Annotated in this window: 1 protein-coding gene; it reads right to left on the reverse strand. The window is 69.1% G+C overall.

Going from position 1 to position 910, the window contains the following annotated elements:
* A partial coding sequence (locus DBV14_RS34080; protein WP_260397298.1) for an ABC transporter permease subunit occupies window positions 1–910 on the reverse strand: 910 nt, incomplete at both ends.

Here is a 910-nt window from a genome sequence, read left to right on the forward strand (position 1 = left end):
GGGGCGCGCCGGCGGCGGCGCATCAGGTATTCCACGAGCTCGAAAACGCCCTCGCTCAACAGCGCCATGGCCGCGGCCGGCAGCGCGCCTGCCAGCAGCAGCTCGCGGTCGTTGAGCGCCAGCCCCGTCACGATGCGCTCGCCGAATCCGCCGGCCCCGATGAAGGCCGCGATGGTCGCGGTGCCGATGGCAATGGCCGTGGCCGTGCGCACGCCCGCCAGCAGCGTGGGCAGCGCCAGCGGCAGCAGCACCAGCTGAAGGCTCTGCGGCGGCGTCATGCCGAGCGCGGTGCCGGCAAGCCTCAGGCCGTTCGGCACTTCGCTCAGGCCGGTCACCGTGTTGCGCATGATCGGCAGCAGCGAATACAGCGTGAGCGCGATCAGCGCCGGCAGTGCGCCGATGGCGCCGAGCATCGAGATCAGCACGGCCAGCAGCGCCAGCGACGGCACGGTCTGCAGCACGCCCGCAAAGCCGAGCACCAGCGCTCGCAGCCGCACATGCGGGAACACAAGAATCGCGAGCGGCACGCCGATCAGAATGGCGACGCCGACGGACACCGCCACCAGCAGCAGGTGCTGGCGCGCCAGCTGCCAGAGGTCGGGGCCGAACAGCTTGGCGACAAAGCCGCGTTTCGTGTCGGGCGGTTGCGCCTTGCCGTCTTTCTTCGTGCTGGCGATGAAGTCGCGCGCAATCACGTCGAAGGGCACGCTCTGCAATTCGGCGCGCGCATTCATCGCGATCATCGCGTGCTCGTCGACCTTGCCTTCGAGCGCCTGCAATGCGGCCCATGCCTTGGGCAGCCGCGCCGGCAGGTCGAGCTTGTAGAGCACCACCGCGTCGTAACGCGGAAAGTACTTCTTGTCGTCTTCCAGCACGCGCAGGCCGAGGTGGTCGATCTTCGCGTCGGTGG

Source organism: Variovorax sp. KBW07, from assembly GCF_003852515.1.
In the GTDB taxonomy this organism is placed as follows: Bacteria; Pseudomonadota; Gammaproteobacteria; order Burkholderiales; family Burkholderiaceae_C; genus Variovorax.